The sequence below is a fragment of the Amycolatopsis panacis genome, from assembly GCF_003600245.1.
In the GTDB taxonomy this organism is placed as follows: domain Bacteria; phylum Actinomycetota; class Actinomycetes; order Mycobacteriales; family Pseudonocardiaceae; genus Amycolatopsis; species Amycolatopsis sulphurea.
The window spans coordinates 16,228-31,753 of the sequence record NZ_QZFV01000105.1 but is presented as its reverse complement, the minus strand read 5'-3'; the positions used below and the strand labels follow the sequence as shown (position 1 = coordinate 31,753).

At 69.7% G+C, this 15,526-nt stretch carries 17 protein-coding genes and 1 tRNA gene; 6 read left to right on the top strand and 12 right to left on the bottom strand.

What is annotated here, in order from left to right; all coding sequences use genetic code 11:
- Positions 1 to 5 precede the first annotated feature (5 nt).
- On the bottom strand, positions 6 to 1,361 hold the full coding sequence (gene glp, locus D5S19_RS22695; protein ID WP_233574091.1) for a molybdotransferase-like divisome protein Glp: 1,356 nt from the start codon (positions 1,359 to 1,361) through the stop codon (positions 6 to 8).
- Positions 1,358 to 2,263 carry a UTP--glucose-1-phosphate uridylyltransferase gene (locus D5S19_RS22690; protein WP_120025420.1) on the bottom strand — a complete coding sequence of 302 codons (906 nt, stop codon included), beginning with the start codon at positions 2,261 to 2,263 and terminating at the stop codon, positions 1,358 to 1,360. The genes glp and D5S19_RS22690 overlap by 4 nt, the downstream gene beginning before the upstream one ends.
- Positions 2,264 to 2,287: 24 nt before the next feature.
- On the opposite strand from D5S19_RS22690, the gene D5S19_RS22685 reads away from it, so the two are divergent.
- The 4 genes from D5S19_RS22685 (at position 2,288) to mscL (ending at position 4,601) form a co-directional block, all read left to right on the top strand.
- Positions 2,288 to 2,872, top strand: a complete 585-nt coding sequence (locus D5S19_RS22685) for a 5-formyltetrahydrofolate cyclo-ligase (RefSeq protein ID WP_120025419.1) — start codon at positions 2,288 to 2,290, stop codon at positions 2,870 to 2,872.
- Positions 2,873 to 2,966: 94 nt separating this feature from the next.
- Complete coding sequence (locus tag D5S19_RS22680) at positions 2,967 to 3,323, top strand: FmdB family zinc ribbon protein (RefSeq protein WP_120025432.1); 357 nt, start codon at positions 2,967 to 2,969, stop codon at positions 3,321 to 3,323.
- 129 nt (positions 3,324 to 3,452) lie between these two features.
- Positions 3,453 to 4,112 carry an RcpC/CpaB family pilus assembly protein gene (locus tag D5S19_RS22675; protein ID WP_233574090.1) on the top strand — a complete coding sequence of 220 codons (660 nt, stop codon included), beginning with the start codon at positions 3,453 to 3,455 and terminating at the stop codon, positions 4,110 to 4,112.
- Between the two features lie 72 nt (positions 4,113 to 4,184).
- Entirely contained in the window at positions 4,185 to 4,601 is a 417-nt protein-coding gene (mscL, locus tag D5S19_RS22670) for a large-conductance mechanosensitive channel protein MscL (RefSeq protein WP_120025418.1), read from the top strand.
- 3 nt (positions 4,602 to 4,604) lie between these two features.
- On the opposite strand, the gene D5S19_RS22665 is transcribed toward mscL, so the two are convergent.
- From D5S19_RS22665 to D5S19_RS22620, 10 genes are all read right to left on the bottom strand, one after another.
- A complete protein-coding gene (locus D5S19_RS22665) occupies positions 4,605 to 4,748 on the bottom strand; it encodes a hypothetical protein (RefSeq protein ID WP_199730642.1) in 144 nt (47 codons plus the stop codon).
- 91 nt (positions 4,749 to 4,839) lie between these two features.
- Positions 4,840 to 5,340 carry a MogA/MoaB family molybdenum cofactor biosynthesis protein gene (locus tag D5S19_RS22660; RefSeq protein WP_098513089.1) on the bottom strand — a complete coding sequence of 167 codons (501 nt, stop codon included), beginning with the start codon at positions 5,338 to 5,340 and terminating at the stop codon, positions 4,840 to 4,842.
- A 724-nt stretch (positions 5,341 to 6,064) separates the two neighbouring features.
- On the bottom strand, positions 6,065 to 7,351 hold the full coding sequence (locus D5S19_RS22655) for a S1C family serine protease (RefSeq protein WP_407641776.1): 1,287 nt from the start codon (positions 7,349 to 7,351) through the stop codon (positions 6,065 to 6,067).
- Between the two features lie 481 nt (positions 7,352 to 7,832).
- Entirely contained in the window at positions 7,833 to 8,990 is a 1,158-nt protein-coding gene (gene galT, locus D5S19_RS22650; RefSeq protein ID WP_120025415.1) for a galactose-1-phosphate uridylyltransferase, read from the bottom strand.
- A complete protein-coding gene (locus D5S19_RS22645; RefSeq protein ID WP_120025430.1) occupies positions 8,987 to 9,787 on the bottom strand; it encodes a DeoR/GlpR family DNA-binding transcription regulator in 801 nt (266 codons plus the stop codon). Before D5S19_RS22645 ends, galT begins: the two co-directional genes overlap by 4 nt.
- 108 nt (positions 9,788 to 9,895) lie before the next feature.
- Entirely contained in the window at positions 9,896 to 11,299 is a 1,404-nt protein-coding gene (locus D5S19_RS22640) for a sensor histidine kinase (RefSeq protein WP_120025429.1), read from the bottom strand.
- Between the two features lie 14 nt (positions 11,300 to 11,313).
- On the bottom strand, positions 11,314 to 12,006 hold the full coding sequence (locus D5S19_RS22635) for a response regulator transcription factor (RefSeq protein WP_120025414.1): 693 nt from the start codon (positions 12,004 to 12,006) through the stop codon (positions 11,314 to 11,316).
- Between the two features lie 52 nt (positions 12,007 to 12,058).
- On the bottom strand, positions 12,059 to 12,679 hold the full coding sequence (locus tag D5S19_RS22630) for a trimeric intracellular cation channel family protein (RefSeq protein WP_120025413.1): 621 nt from the start codon (positions 12,677 to 12,679) through the stop codon (positions 12,059 to 12,061).
- Positions 12,680 to 12,770: 91 nt separating this feature from the next.
- Entirely contained in the window at positions 12,771 to 13,175 is a 405-nt protein-coding gene (locus D5S19_RS22625; RefSeq protein WP_120025412.1) for a cold-shock protein, read from the bottom strand.
- A 113-nt stretch (positions 13,176 to 13,288) separates the two neighbouring features.
- Entirely contained in the window at positions 13,289 to 13,942 is a 654-nt protein-coding gene (locus D5S19_RS22620) for a response regulator (RefSeq protein WP_120025411.1), read from the bottom strand.
- A gap of 266 nt (positions 13,943 to 14,208) precedes the next feature.
- Between D5S19_RS22620 and D5S19_RS22615 the strand changes: the two genes are divergently transcribed.
- The gene (locus tag D5S19_RS22615) at positions 14,209 to 15,363 is read left to right on the top strand and encodes an acyl-CoA dehydrogenase family protein (RefSeq protein WP_120025410.1); all 1,155 of its coding nucleotides are present in this window, start codon (positions 14,209 to 14,211) and stop codon (positions 15,361 to 15,363) included.
- Positions 15,364 to 15,433: 70 nt separating this feature from the next.
- A tRNA-Arg gene (locus D5S19_RS22610) sits at positions 15,434 to 15,506 on the top strand.
- Positions 15,507 to 15,526 lie beyond the last annotated feature (20 nt).

Sequence of the window (15,526 nt, the reverse complement as noted above, 5' to 3'; positions counted from 1 at the left end):
GCCCGTTACGCGCGCTGCGCGAGGAACGTGACCTTCACCTGTTCGCCCGCGGCGACCTCGGTGAGATCCTCGTCCACGGTGATCAGGCAGTTCGCCTCGGCGAGCGAGGCGAGCAGGTGCGCGCCGGAGGTGCCGAGCGGCTGCACCAGGTACTCGCCGTTGGCCTCGTCGCGCAGCAGCTGCCCGCGCAGGTAGCCCCGCCGTCCCTTGGTCGAGGTGACCGGCGACAGCAGGCGCGCGCCGACAACGCGACGGTGCGGGTTGCGCGTCCCGCGGGCGGCCCTGATCAGCGGCCGCACGAGCACCTCGAACACCACGAGCGCGCTCATCGGGTTGCCCGGGATCAGGAAGGTCGGCACCGAATCCGGGCCGAGACGGCCGAATCCCTGCACGGAGCCGGGGTGCATGGCGACCCGGGTCAGATCGATGTGCCCGAGGTCGGACAGCGCCGCGTGCACCTCGTCCCCGGACGTCCCGCCTGCCCCGCCCGCGACCACCACGATCTCGGACATCAGCAGCCTGCCCTCGACGACCTCGCGCAGCCGCTTCGGGTCCCCCGGCACGATGCCGACCCGGCTCACCTCGGCGCCGGCGTCCCGCGCGGCCGCCGCCAGCGCATAGGAGTTGACGTCGTATACCTGGCCGACCGACGGGGTGCGATCGACGTCCACCAGCTCGTCGCCGACGGACACGATCGACACCCGCGGGCGCGGATAGACCAGCACCTTTGCCCGGCCGACGGCGGCAAGCAGGCCCACCTGGGCGGACCCGATCGTGTCCCCCTTGCGCACGGCGACGTCGCCGATCTGGACGTCCTCGCCGGCACGGCGCACGTAGCCCGCCGACGGCACCGAGCGGTGCACGGTGACTTTGGCCTGGTGCCCGTCGGTATAGGCGGTGGGGATCACCGCGTCGGCGAGTGTGGGCAGCGGCGCGCCGGTGTCCACGCGCACCGCCTGCCCCGGCTGCAACCGCCGAGGCTGCCGCGAGCCGGCCGGGATCTCGCCGACCACTGGCAGCTGCACAGGCTCCTCACCGGCGGCACGCACATCGACGCTTCGTACCGCGTACCCGTCCACAGCGGCCTGGTCGAACCCGGGCAGCGCGTGCTCAGCGACGACTTCTTCCGCACACAGCAAGCCTTGCGCTTCGGAGATAGCCACCCGAACCGGCTGAGGTCGTACCGCCGCGTCCAGGGTCAGCGCGATCTGCGCGTCGACAGAACGGAACTCCGCGTTCGAATCGTCGGCCTCGTCCGTCGGCGCCACCGTCAACGGAGTCACGTTCGGCGGGGTCACGTTCGGCGAGGCGGCTTCGGGCGGAGTGACGTCAGCCGCGGTGGTCTCTGGCGTTTCCGTCATGAGCGTTCGTTCCCGATCCGGTCGGTCAGCCAGGTGCGCAGCGCCGGTCCGTAGGTCGGGTCCTCGAGCGCAAAATCGACGGCTGCACGCAGGAAACCGCCCGGATTCCCGAGGTCGTGCCTGCCCCCGTGATGCACCACCACGTGCACCGGATGACCCTCCCGGATCAGCAGTGCGACGGCATCGGTCAGCTGCAGTTCGCCGCCGGCACCCGGTTCGATCCGCCGAAGCGCGTCGAAGATCGCCCGGTCAAGCAAGTAGCGGCCGGCCGCGGCGAAGGTCGACGGAGCGTCCTCCGGCTTCGGCTTCTCGACCATCCCGTGCACCTGTTTGACGTCCGGGTCATCGGTCTCGGAGACGTCGAAGACGCCGTACGGCGAAATCTCCGCTTTCGGGATGTCGAACGCACAGAGCACGCTGCCGCCATACCTGGCCCGCACAGCCGCCATCCGCTCGAGCACACCGGCCGGCAGGACCAGATCGTCCGGCAGCAGCACCGCGACCGCGGCGTCCTCGTCGGTCAGGTTCGGCTCGGCCTGCGCCACCGCGTGCCCGAGCCCGAGCGCCTGCTCCTGGATGGCGATCTCGACGTCCAGCAGCCCTGGCCCGCGCCGCACCTTCTCCAGCAGTTCGGTCTTGCCCTTGTCCTCGAGGGTCCGCTCCAGCTCCGGCTGCGCCTCGAAGTAGCGGACGACCGCTTCCTTTCCGGGCGAGGTCACGATCACCAGCCGTTTCGCCCCGGCGCTCGCCGCCTCGGTGGCGACGATCTCGATCCCGGGTGTGTCGACCACCGGCAGCAGCTCTTTCGGCACCGCCTTCGTGGCCGGCAGGAAGCGCGTGCCGAGGCCGGCGGCCGGCACGATGGCGGTTCTGAACGTCTGAGTGGATTCGGCGCCCGTCATGGGCGCAAAGCCTAACCTGGTCCCATGCACGAGCCGGGCAATGAGCACCTGAGCAAGGCGGAGTGGCGAGCCCGGGTTCTCCGTGCCCGCGCCGAGGTGCCCCCCCAGCAGCACGCCCGGGAAGCCGCCGCGCTGGCTGCCGCGGCCGCGGCGATCCGCGCCGAAACCGTGTGCGCGTACCTGCCCTTCGGCACCGAGCCGGGTCTGCTGTCCCTGGTCGAAGCGCTCTCCGGGACCGGTGCCCGGGTACTGTTGCCGGTCATCCGGCCCACGCCCGGACCGCTCGATTGGGCCACCTACACCGGGCCGGACGACCTCGCGCCGGGTCCGCTGCGCGGCATCCTCGAACCGGCCGGACCGCGGCTGGGATCGGACGCGGTCGCCGCGGCGGAGGTGATCCTCGTACCGGCGCTCGCGGTCGATCGGCGGGGAGTGCGGCTCGGCCGCGGCGCGGGCCACTACGATCGCTCCCTGGGCACCGCCACCGCGGATCTCCTGGCGGTCGTGCGGACCGAGGAGCTGGTGGACCTCCTGCCCGGGGAGCCCCACGACGTGCCGATGGCCGCGGCGCTGACCCCGGACGGCCTGGTCCGGCTGCCCGCCCCGTGATGTGAGCAAGGGGCAATTGCGCTGGGGAATGCCATCCAGCACAATTGGGTTAGCACTCTGGTAGGTCGAGTGCCAGTGCATGAAGGAGCTGTCTGTGCCCACGTACCAGTACGCCTGCAAGGAATGCGACCACCGCTTCGAGGCTGTGCAGTCCTTCTCCGACGCCAGCCTGACGGTCTGCCCGCAGTGCTCCGGCGTGCTGCGCAAGGTCTTCAGTTCGGTCGGTGTGGTCTTCAAGGGCAGCGGCTTCTATCGCACGGACTCGCGTGATTCGGGCAAGTCCACCACCACCTCGAACTCTTCGAACTCCACGAAGAGCGAGACCAGCAAGTCTGATTCGTCTGCATCCAGTTCTTCCTCCTCGTCTTCGGATTCGGCCGGTTCGTCCACTCCGGCCTCGGCTTCATCTTCCTCCTCGAGCACGAGCAGCACCTCCTCCGTGGCCTCCTGAGCCCCGGGTTATCCACAAGGGGGCAGTTGTCCACAGGCGCGTGGTCCGGCCCTTTCCACCGGCCCGGACCGTGCCTAACGTCGGATTCGTGCGGCACCCCGCCGCACGTGAACCGATGAGGGGACGACCGTGGACACCTTGCTCAGCCGCTTTCCCGCGTTGCCCGGCCTGCGCTGGTTGCGCGGCCCACGGGGTCGGCTGATCCGCCGATTCGCGGCGCTGGCGTTACTGCTGGCCGGTCTGGTCCTGATGGTTCTGCCGCCGGTTGCCCGCGGCGCGCCGGCGACCACCACGGTGGTGGCCGCGCGAGATCTTCCGGCCGGCGCGGTCCTGCGCTCCGCCGACCTGCGGCTCCTGGCGATGCCTGACGACGTCCGCCCCACTGGCGCGCTGTCCGCGCCGGAAGCCGCCGTCGGCCGGCTGCTGTCCGGTGCGGCGCGGGCCGGAGAACCGATCACGGACGCCCGGCTGCTCGGCACCGATCTCCCCGCCACGGGTGAACCGGGCGCGGTCACCGTGGCCGTCCGGCTGGCCGATGCAGGCGTCGCGGAGCTGCTCCGACCAGGGCAACATGTCGACGTCGTGGCGCGCGGCAACGCCGGAAACCCGACGTCTGTGCTGGCCAGCGGGGCCACGGTGGTCGCCGTGCACCGGTCCGGCGAAGCCGGGAGCCGCGCCCTCGGGCCGAAGGAACAGGGTCCGCTGGTGCTGCTCGCGTTGCCGGAACGGATCGCCACGCAGGTTGCAGCCTCTTCGTTGGAGCAGCCGGTAGCAGTTACTCTCCGCTAACCCTTCCCTGTTCCGACGGGCGATGGCTGCCGAAGTCGGTCCGGCCCCGTCCCGAATACCCCTGGAGTGGCAGTGCTGAAAGGCTTCAAGGACTTCCTGATGCGCGGCAACGTCGTCGACCTCGCGGTCGCGGTCGTCATCGGCGCCGCGTTCACGACGATCGTCACAGCGTTCACCAACGGCCTGATCAAGCCGCTGATCAACGCCATCGGTGGTTCGGAAGCTGCGCAAGGCCTCGGCTTCCGGATCCTCGACGCCAACGGCGCCACCTTCATGGACTTCGGTGGCGTGATCAACGCGGCGATCAACTTCGTGATCGTCGCGGCGGTGGTCTACTTCGCGATCGTGTTGCCGGTGAAGCACCTGCAGGAGCGGCGCAAGCGCGGCCAGGAAGCCGGGCCGGCGGAGCCGACGGACACCGAGTTGCTCACCGAGATCCGTGACCTGCTGCGTGCGCAGGCCCACGGCTCCGCCCGCTCCGGCGGATGAAGGTCACCGATCATGGTGCGGCGGCCGGTTCTCGAGATACCAGGAGTCCGGGGTGTCCCGGTCCCGGCCGCGCTCATCGGAGGTGGTCTCCGGAAGGACGTCCCCGAAGACCTCGTCCAGCCGCCTGCGGCGTTGCACCTCACTCACCTGTGGGCGTCGTTCCTCGTGCGGCATTTCTCCATGGTCTCACCAGCTGTTTGACAACTACAGAGTGATTGCGTACCCGGCCGGCCGATGGTCAGACCTCTTCGAGCCCGGAAAGCTCGTCGATCACGTGCGGCACCAGCGAGGACAGCGTGGCCATGCCATCGCGCACCGCGGCACGCGAGCCGGCCAGGTTGACCACCAGGGTGCTGCCGGAGACACCGGCGAGGCCGCGTGAGATGCCGGCGTCCACCGCCCCAGCGGCGAGCCCGGACGCGCGCAGCGCCTCGCCGATACCCGGGATCGGCCGGTCCAGCACGCCGGCCGTGGCATCAGGAGTGCGGTCGCGCGGGGACACCCCGGTACCGCCGACGGTGATCACCAGGTCGGCGCCACCGATCACCGCGGTGTTGAGCGCGTTGCGGATGCCCGCGGTCTCGGCCTCGACCACTACTACGCCATCGACGATGAACCCGGCTTCTTCGAGCAGCTCGGTGACGAGCGGTCCGGTCGTGTCCTCGTGCTCGCCATGCGCGACCCGGTCGTCCACAATCACCACGAGTGCCCGGCCCAGCCGCTGTGCGCTCCGTTCCATACCGACACCGTATCCGGTTTCGGGCCTGCTCCGCCCCTGCGGGCCCGGCCATTCGGCGGAGGCCGGGCGGCTGGGCCGCCCGGGGTCGTCGCTCGGCGACGTCTGATGCCCTCGGTCACGGGCCTGCCGCCAGCACGGCGCCCCGGCAGTCCGATGTGGACGCCGGTCGATTTCGAGTCGGGATGCGGGCGATGCCGGTCCACGCTGAGCTGGCTATTGGCCCTTACCTCGCAACGAAACTGGCGCAGGAATAGCTACCGGGCATCGAAGTTGGACAAGCCGGTGTGGTGCTTGGGTGGCGCCATTGGCAGGCCATGCCGCTCCGGCATGGCCGGAACGACATCGGCACGATCTTGCGGCTGACGTACCGGAACAGGCCACCGAAACCCCCCGGGCGAAGCGGAATGGCCGACCAGAGGGTTTCGGCCGGATCGGGAATTTTTCCGCAGATCCGGTGTTTGAGACCTCGAGCGGCGGGGCAGTTCACCGCCACGGAGAGGCTTTCCGTGCCGAGTCGGAGGCGGTACGGAGAGCCTCTCCGCGTGTCTGTGTCTCCGCGTGTCTGTGTCTCAGCGCAGGTCTCGCGGCGCCTCGCTCGCCGGAAAAGCCACGCGCGACCGGGCCGGATTCCGCCTGGTCGCGCGTTGCCTTCGAGGGTCCGGCCCTGCCCAGGAGGTCGAGCCGTGGTTGGTCTCGGCCGCGACACGGCGGCCGAGCGTTTCGGTTAGTTCACCGGCACCGGCTGGCCGCCCAGGGTGACCTCGACGGTGCGTCCGCCGGCCAGGGTGAAGGTGGCCTTCTCGTCCGGGGCACGGGTGCGGATCGCGGCGACGAGCGTGTCCGCGCTGTCGATGACGCGATCGTCGATCTTGGTCACCACGTCACCGGACTTGAGGCCGGCCTTGTCCGCCGGGCTGCCCGGCGTGATGTCACCGAGCTGGGCGCCGCCCTGCGGTGCGTCGGCCACCTTGGCCCCGATGAAGGTCTGGTTCGCATGCCCGGTCTTGATGATGTCGTCGGCGGTGCGGCGGGCCTGGTCGATCGGGATGGCGAAGCCGATGCCGACGTTGCCGCCCTGCCCGCCGCTGCCCTGGCCGGAGTTGGGGCTGTAGATGGCCGAGTTGATGCCGATGACCTGGCCGCTCGCGTTCGCCAGCGGGCCGCCCGAGTTGCCCGGGTTGATCGCCGCGTCGGTCTGGATCGCGTCCATCACGGTGTTCTGGTCGCCCTGCTGCTCGCCACCCGCTTTCACCGGACGGTGCAAGGAGCTGACGATGCCCGAGGTGACCGTGCCGGCCAGCGCGAACGGCGAACCGATGGCGACCACCGGCTGGCCGACCCGCAGATCGTCGGAACGGCCCAGCTGCACCGGAGTGAGGTTGGCGACCCCGGAGACCTTGACCACGGCGATGTCGGTCGTCGGATCGCGACCGACCACCGACGCGGTGGCCTTCCTGCCGTCCGGGAACGCTGCCTGGATCTGCCCGCCGTTCGCGCCGGCCTGGACGACGTGGTTGTTGGTCAGGATGTATCCGTCACTGCTCAGGACGAATCCGGAGCCCTCGCCGGACGAGGTGCGACCGGAAACCTTCAGCTCGACCACGCTCGGCGAGAGCTTCTGCGCGACCGACTCGATCGACCCGGTCGGGGCGTTCCCCGTCTGCTGCGCGGGCTTCGGCTGGTCGAGCGCGTTCACCGACGGCCCGGACGATCCGCCGGTCAGGTACCCTACGGTGCCACCGGCCACCCCGCCGATGACGAGTGCGATCGCTGCGACGCCGGCCAGCAGCTTGCCCGGACCGGGCTTCTTCGCCGGCTGCGACGAGACGCCATACGCCGAAGTGTCCGGCGTGCCATACGGATTGGTCTGCGGCCCACCCGGCGGATACGACTGGTGCTGACCGTAGCTCTGCCCCGGGCCTCCTGGATACGCCGAGCCGACAGGAACGCCATACGGCGAGGAGGCCGCGGTCCCACCGGCTGGCGTGCCGTACTCGGAGCCGCCCTGCACCGCACCCGCACCCGCCGAGGTGGGGTGCGCGGGGTTACCCGGCGCTGTGCTCTCACCAGCCGAAGCTCCATACGCAGCACCGCCCGACGACGCGCTGGACGCCGAGCCACTCGAGGCTGCGCCTGATGCGGAACCGGTCGGCGAAGTTTCCGCTGAGGACCCCGAAACCGAGCCACCAGAAGCCGTTCCACCGTAAGCCGAACCTGCCGGGCTCCCGGTGGTGGCGTCCGGCGTGCCTTGGCCGCCGGAAGCCGGGTTGCCGTGCGCGGCTGCCGCGCCCTGCGCCGACCACGGGCTGGGCGCACCACCGGTGGTTCCGTATGCCGGGCCGGGCTGTCCGGCAGGTGGCTGGCTGACCGGTTCACCGGAAGCAGGTTGCTGCTGGTTCCAGGCCGCCTGGCCCGGGGCGCCCGGCTGGGCTCCCGGATCCTGGCGACCCGTCGCGGAATCGGGCGCGTCGGGGTCGTTCTCGGTCATGTTCTCACCTAAGCGGCTGGGCCTGAGAAGTTCCTGAGTCGAACCTGTGTTTCGCAGATGAGTATGCCGGGCTCACCGCGCACTCCGCTGCGCGAAGGCGCTCCGCGACCTGTTCCGGGGTGACATCGTTGATCCACACCGACATTCCGGATTCGGAGCCCGCCAGGTACTTCAGCTTGTCCTTCGAACGCAGCACCGAGAACAATTCCAGGTGCAGCCAGGACAGGTCGCGATCGCGGTGCACCGGCGCCTGATGCCAGCCGGCGATGTAGGGCAACGCTCGGTTGTAAAGCGCGTCACACCGGCACAGCACGTCGAGATACACCTTGGCGAAGTCATCGCGCTCGGCGTCGGTCAGCGACGGAATGTCCGGTACATGCCGATGCGGCACCACCTGAATGTGCACCGGCCAGCGCGCGGCAGGTGGCACGAACGCGGTCCAGTGTTCCCCCTCGGCGATCACCCGGGCGCCGGATTTCCGTTCGGCGGCCAGGACATCACCCAGTACCGGACGACCGTGCTCGGCGGCGTAGGCACGGGCGACCTCGAGCATCCGCTCCGTCTTCGGTGTCACGAACGGGTAACCGTAGATCTGGCCGTGCGGGTGGGAAAGCGTGACCCCGATCTCCTCACCACGGTTCTCGAACGGGAAGACCTGTTCCACTCCCGGGGTCTGCGCGAGCCCGGCCGTGCGGTCCGCCCAGGCGTCCACGACCAACCGCACTTGTTCCGGACTCAGCCGGGAAAACGCGCCAGCGTGGTCGCTGGTGAAACACATCACCTCGCATCGCGCGCGGCCCGGCGCGACCGGCACTAGGCCGAGATCATCCACAGTGGACGGTGCACCGATCACGTGCTGGGAGAACGACGGGAACCGGTTCTCGAAGACGACCACGTCGTAGCCCGCCTCCGGGATCTCGCTGGGCTTGCCCGGACGGGTCGGGCACAGAGGACAAAGGTCGGCGGGCGGTTTGTAGGTGCGGGTCTGCCGGTGTGCGGCCATCGCCACCCACTCGCCGGTCAGCGGATCACGGCGGATCTCCGAGGCGGCCGCGACCGGAGTCAGGTCCCTGGTGTCCGCGGCACACCGTTCCGGTGCGCCGGCGTGGTCGAAGTAGATGATTTCCCGGCCATCGGCCAGGTGCCGCACAGTGCGCTTCACGCTTCTTCCGCCTCGAGATTCTCCGCCGTCTCGGCGATCAGGAGTTCTCCCACCCGGTCGGCGAGGATTTCCCGCGCCGGTACGGAAAGGCCGTCGTCGGTCACCACCGCGTGCGCCTCGTCGAGGTCCGCGATGGTGGAAATGCCGACCGTGCCCCACTTCGTGTGGTCGGCCAGCACCACGAGCCGGCGGCCCGCCTCCACCAGCGCCCGGTCGGTTTCGCTTTCGGTGAGATTCGGGGTGGTGAACCCCGGCCCCTCGGCCATTCCGTGCACGCCGAGGAAGACCAGATCCAGGTGCAGGTATCGGAGGCTGTGCACGGCGACCGGGCCCACCAGCGCGTCGGACGGGGTGCGCACCCCACCGGTGAGCACCACCGTGCGGTCGGGCTGGGTGGAGGCCCGCAGCACGTCGGCGACCTGGATCGAGTTGGTCACGACCGTCAGGCCGGGAACGCCGGCGAGGGCATGGGCGAGCGTCCAGGTGGTGGTGCCCGCGGACAGGCCGATCGCGGTACCCGGCTTCACCAGCGAGGCGGCCAGCCCGGCGATGGCCTCTTTTTGCGCGAGCTGGCGCACCGACTTGGCCTCGAATCCCGGCTCGTCGGTGCTCTTGCCGACGACCGACGTGGCACCGCCGTAGACCTTCTCCACCAGGCCCCGGCCCGCGAGCACGTCGAGGTCCCGGCGCACCGTCATATCGGACACGCCGAGCCGCGCCACGAGGTCGCTGACCCGGACCGCACCGGACCGCCGGGCCTCCTCGAGAATCACTGCCTGTCGCTGCCGCGCAAGCACCGCCCACTCCCCACGCACGTACTTCTGAACCACACAAAATCCTACGCGATCAAACATGCCTGGCGTGGGACGTGCAGTTCCGTGTCCCCCGGCTGGACGAGCCGGTGATCAGCCGGGCTCGCCGGGCAGCCGGATGGTCAGCAACGCACCGCCTTCAGGCGCGCGGTTCGCGTACACCGTGCCGCCGTGCCGTTCCGCGGCGTTCTGCACGATGGCCAGCCCGAGCCCGGAGCCCGGCAGCGTGCGGGCCTCCGCGGAACGGTAGAAGCGGTCGAACACGTTGGGCAGGTCTTCTTCGGCGATTCCAGGCCCGGCATCGGCGACCTCGACCACCGCGGTGCCGTCGCCGAGCGGCCGCAGCACCACGCGCACGCGCGAGCCCGGCGGGGAGAACTTGACCGCGTTGTCGAGCAGGTTCAGCACCGCGCGTTCCAGCGCGCTGTTGTCCCCGGTGAGCACCCACGGCTGCATCGTCACGTCGAACTCGATCTCGCCGGCCCGGCGGCGGGCCCGGTCCAGCGCCCGTTCCACCACCTCGACCAGCTCGACGCGTTCGTTCTGCTCGCGCGGTTCGTCCTGGCGGGCCAGCTCCACGAGGTCACCGATGAGCTGGGTCAGCTCGTCGAGCTGACCGCGGATATCGGTCTCGATCTCCGCGCGGTCCTCGGCGGGCAGCGAGGGCGCACCCGGCCGGTCGGCCGAGAGCAGCAGCTCCAGGTTGGTCCGCAACGAGGTCAGCGGGGTCCGCAGCTCGTGTCCCGCGTCGGCGACAAGCCGGCGCTGGCGTTCCTGCGAATCCGCGACCGTGCCGAGCATCGTATTGAAGCTGTGCGTGAGCCGGGCGAGCTCGTCGTCCCCGCTCACCGGGATCGGCCGCAGATCGCCGGTCGCGGCGACCCGTTCGGCGGCCGAGGTGAGCCGGTCCACCGGCCGCAGCCCGGCCCTCGCCACCGCGGTGCCCGCGCCGGCGGCGACCACGATCCCGGCACCGCCGACGAGGAACAGAACCACGGCCAGCTCGTTGAGCGTGCGCTGGGTGGGCGCCATCGACAACGCCAGCACCATCGCCTCGCCGTGTCCCATCGGGAGCGCGATCACGCGGGTGTCGGTCTTCTGGTCGGTCCGCAGCGACTGCGCCGTGCGCCCGGTGGCAACGTCCAATTCGGACTGACTCACCGGTGGCGGCGAACCGGCCTGCGGATAGGCGAGCGCCTCGGTCCAGCCGTTGAGCTGGCCGATCTTCAGGTCGGCACTGGCGAGGAAGGCCCCCGGCACCTGCTGGAGCTGCGTCTGCACCTGCGGTGAGTTCACCGCCGCGTTGGCGCGGGCCAGCAGGTTGTCGTCGAGCTGCTGGTAGAGATTGCTCTGCACGATCAGGTAAGCGCACAGCGAGACGAGCGCCACCGCACCGGCGACACAGGCCGCGGCGAGCAGAGTGACCCGGCCGCGCAACGAGAATCGGCGAGTGCCCCACCGCTGTCCACGAGGATCGCCGACATCGACGGTCGACACCGTGGGCTCGTCGGTCACGGTGGAGTTTCGCGCAGCACGTACCCCACTCCCCGTACCGTGTGAATCAGCCTCGGCTCCCCGTCGGCCTCTGTTTTGCGGCGCAAGTAACCGACGTAGACCTCCAGCGCGTTGCCCGACGTCGGGAAGTCGTAACCCCATACTTCCTCCAGGATCCTTCCACGGGTCAGCACGTGCTTGGGGTACGAAAGAAACAGCTCGAGCAGCGCGAATTCGGTTCGGGTGAGGCTGATCTCACGGCCGCCGCGGCGGACCTCGCGAGTGCCCGGTTCCAGGGTGAGATCGGCGAACGACAGCACTTCGCTAACGTCGCCCTGCTGGTTGTCCGGCACCGCACGGCGCAGCAAAGCGCGCAGCCGGGCGAGCAGTTCCTCCAGCGCGAACGGCTTGGGCAGGTAGTCGTCGGCGCCGGCATCGAGACCGGAAACCCGGTCGGAGACGGTGTCCCGCGCGGTCAGCACGAGGATGGGCAGGTCGTCCCCGGTGCTGCGCAGCCTCCGGGCCACCTCGAGCCCGTCCAGCCGCGGCATCATCACGTCGAGCACCAACGCGTCGGGCCGGTTGGCGAGAATCGTCTCCAGCGCCTGCGCACCATCGCTGGCCAGCTCCACGGTGTAGCCGTTGAACTCCAGAGACCGTCTGAGTGACTCACGGACGGCACGGTCGTCGTCCACCACGAGGATGCGCATGCGGCCAGTCTTACGCAGAGTGCTGAGACCCGCCTAAGAACATACGCAGAACTCACGAAGGACCTTCGCCGGCCGGCCGCGCGACCGGTGCGTTCCAATGCCGCCAGAGCGAGAGCATCCGGATCGTCACCACCACCGCCGCGGCCACCACCGTGACCGGACCTGCGGGAAGCCGCAGCGCGTGCCCGACACCGACGCACACCGCCCCGGTAAGCGCGGCCACCGCGTAGATCTCCTTACGCAGCACCAGCGGGATCTCACGCAGCAGCAGATCGCGGACCGCGCCACCGCCGATTCCACTGGTCATGCCGATGAGACAGGCCGCATACACGGTCGCGCCCGCGTTCAGTGCGAGCGTCGTCCCGGCCGTGGCGAACACGCCGAGCCCAAGGGCGTCCGCGACCAGCACTGCGCGCCGGAGCCGGGCAACCTGCGGGTGGAAGGCGAACACGATCAGTGCGGTGGCCGCGCAGACCGCCAGATAAGGCCAGTTACGCAAGGACGTCGGCGGATGAATGCCGAGCAGCACGTCGCGGAGGATGCCGCCGCCGAGGGCGGTGGTGAGCCCGAGAACGATCACGCCGAACACGTCCAGCCGCGCCCGCACGGCGGCGAGCGCACCGGACGCCGCGAAGGCGACCAGCCCGAGGAATTCGAGCGCGGTCAGGACCATGGACTGGCCCTACCGGCCGAGCCGGTCACCGGGGTAGCCGGTCGGCCTCCGACACCCGATGCTCCGGCTTGACACGCCCGACCACGGAAGCTCAGTCGTCGATCCAACGGTGCACCTGCGCGACCCCGACGACGGCCTTCCGGACCGCCACGATCTGCTCGCCGGTGAGCGTCGGCACCGCCAAGAGCAGCCGCTCGGTCAGCTCCGTGGTCAGCTGCGAGGTCGAGAGCAGGTCGCAAAGCTCGTCCTGCTCGTGCGATCCCGTGAACGAGCCGACCGGCGCCGCCGGCTGCTCGGCGAGCCGGACCTGGGACGCCTTCAGCCCGCGGTCGCCTTCCTCGAGCAGGAACTCCACCCGGGCGCCCGGTACCACCAGCCGCTTGTCGAAAGTCAGATCGTTCACGTGGAGGAACGCGTCCTCGCCACCACTGTCCAGGGAGATGAACCCATAACCGCGCACGTCGTCGAATCGGCTTACTTTGCCCGTTGCCACCATGACCACAACCCCACAAGCATTCGCACCACACTGTTCGACGCGACCCAGCCAAGCGCCGCGCGATGCGGAGAGTAGCAGCCCCGTCGCCGACCTTTCGGTGCCGGCCCGGTTATCTACTTGTCGAGCAGGCCGCCCCGATAGGCCAGCAGGGCGGCCTGCACCCGGTTGGCAGCGCCGATCTTCGAGAGCACCGCCGACACGTACCCCTTCACCGTCGCCTCGGACAGGTGCAGTCTGGCGCCGATCTCGGCGTTGGACAGCCCCTGGCCGATCAACGCGACCACCTCACGTTCCCGTTCGGACAGCGAGGCCAGCAGCTTGCGCGCCGGCTGCGCGGCGCGCTGCTCGTCCCGATGGCTCTGCACCATGCGCGCGGCCACGCCCGGGTCGAGCACCGCGCCGCCCTTGGCGAGGTCCCGGATGGCCCGCAGCAGCGCGGATGGGTCGATGTCCTTGAGGAGGAAGCCATTCGCGCCGAGCCGCAGCGCGAGGCTGACGTACTCGTCGATGTCGAACGTGGTCAGCATCGCGACGCTGGGCGGGTCCGGCAGCGCGAGGATGGCCCGCAGCGCGCGGATCCCGTCATCCGGAGCCCGCATCTTGATGTCGAGCAGGACGACGTCGGGGTGATAACGCCGCGCGACCTCGACCGCGGTCCTGCCATCGTTCGCCTCGCCGACGATCTCGATGTCGGCGGCCCCCGACATCATGGCGCGCAGTCCCGACCGAACCAGTTCCTCGTCGTCGGCGAACATGAGCTTGATCAACGAAGCCCTCCGGCAGCCCTGGGTCGGAGCCGGCTCCCCGCACCCGTTACGGAAGATTACCTACTGTTGCCCATGGTTTGGAAACCAGACACGAACAGGTGATGTTACTGGTCCACTGGAAGCAGATGAACTGCTGGTCAAGCCCTTCTGAAGTAACCCACAAGGGTGATATCGGATCGTGGTCATCGGCCCGCCGCACCGGTGTCGTGGCCGCCGCTCACCGCCGTACCCTGGCCGAGACTCCCGCGAGAACAGGTGGTCGGACTGTGTACACCGGAAACCCGGACGTTCCGGACGACGTCTTCGCCGACGTCCTCTCCCAGATCGACGACTTCGTCCGCACCCGGGTCGTGCCACGGGAACGCGAGATCATGGCGACCGACGACATCCCTGCCGACCTGCGGGCGCAGGCCAAGGACATGGGCCTGTTCGGCTACGCGATCCCCCAGGAGTGGGGCGGCCTCGGCCTCGATCTGGTGCAGGATGTCGAGGTCGCCATGGCCCTCGGCTACACCTCACTCGCGCTGCGCTCGATGTTCGGCACCAACAACGGCATCGCCGGACAGGTCCTGGTCGGCTTCGGCACCGCGGAGCAGCAGGCCGCCTGGCTGCCGAAACTGGCGTCCGGAGAGGTAGTGGCCTCGTTCGCACTCACCGAACCGGGCGCCGGCTCCGATCCGGCCGGGCTGCGCACCACCGCCGAACCCGCCGATGGGGGCTGGGTCATCAGCGGAAACAAGCGGTTCATCACCAACGCCACCGAGGCCGACCTGTTCGTGACCTTCGCCCGCATCCCGGATACCGGCATTGCCGTGTTCCTCGTGCCTGCCGGCACTCCCGGAGTGGGCGTCGGCGTCAAGGACGCGAAGATGGGCCAGGAGGGCTCACGCACTGCCGACGTCACCCTCGACCAGGTCCGGGTCGGCCCGGAAGCCCTCGTTCAGGGCGACGGCTACCGAGCCGCCATGACCTCGCTGGCCCGCGGCCGGGTGCACATCGCCGGCCTTGCCGTCGGCACCGCCCAGCGCGCACTGGACGAATCCGTCACACACGCCGCGAACGCCACCCAGGGCGGCACCCCGATCGGCGAATTCCAGCTGGTCCAGGCCATGCTCGCGGACCAGCAGACCGGCGTGCTGGCCGGCCGGGCACTGGTCCGGGACACCGCCCGGCGCTACGTCACCGGCGAAGACCGCCGCATCGCCCCGTCCGCCACGAAGCTGTTCTGCACCGAAATGGCCGGCCGCACCGCCGACCTGGCAGTCCAGATCCACGGCGGCAGCGGATACCTGCGCGAAATGCCCGTCGAACGCATCTACCGCGACGTCCGCCTCCTGCGCCTGTACGAAGGAACCAGCGAGATCCAACGCCTGATCATCGGCGGCGGCCTGGTCCGCGCCGAGCAACGCCGACCGGGCTGATCCCACGGCCCACGACCTGCTGCTTGCCACCGGACGAGGAGCCAGTAGGCTTCACCTCGGCAGTACGCACGCCCTCGTAGCTCAGGGGATAGAGCACCGCTCTCCTAAAGCGGGTGTCACTGGTTCGAATCCAGTCGGGGGCACATACGACAACTACACAGGC